The sequence below is a fragment of the Vibrio sp. EA2 genome, from assembly GCF_033042495.1.
GTDB lineage: Bacteria > Pseudomonadota > Gammaproteobacteria > Enterobacterales > Vibrionaceae > Vibrio.
In genome coordinates this window covers 171,006-171,456 of the sequence record NZ_JAWLID010000003.1, presented here as the reverse complement: position 1 = coordinate 171,456, position 451 = coordinate 171,006, and the positions used below count along the sequence as shown (strand labels likewise).

1 protein-coding gene is annotated in these 451 nt (G+C 43.9%); it reads right to left on the bottom strand.

The annotated features are described in order from the left end of the window. Positions 1-240: 240 nt before the first annotated feature. Positions 241-451 (bottom strand): galactose-1-phosphate uridylyltransferase (gene galT / locus RXX31_RS08755; RefSeq protein WP_317588785.1); only part of this gene is annotated, 211 nt, incomplete at its 5' end.

The window sequence follows — 451 nt, the reverse complement described above, 5'->3', positions numbered from 1 at the left end:
GCTTGGTGCGTATCCGAGTACTTTTTCAAAGGACGCTTTCACATTTTGGATTAGTTCAGACATAGTTAAATCTCGATTTTTGATTTTGAAATTAGGTTTTAAGGTTCGAGGTTTTTGAGGTCCTAGGAAAAGATTAAAGACTACAGAATACGGATTACAGAGATCGAGCCTTCCTTCTGTATTCCGTAAGCGAAGAGCTCCGTATTCAGTTTTCCTTCCCTAGAGCCTAGGACCTTTGTTTTACCTAGAACCTTCTTTATAATGCACATCACTTAAATCACGCAGACGCTGGGCTGCTTGCTCAGCAGTTAAATCGCGTTGACTTTCCGCCAGCATTTCGTACCCCACCATGAACTTACGAATGGTCGCACTGCGTAGCAATGGCGGGTAAAACAGCGCATGCAGTTGCCAATGGTCAATGTCGGTACCTTCTTCGAAGAATGGCGCGTAA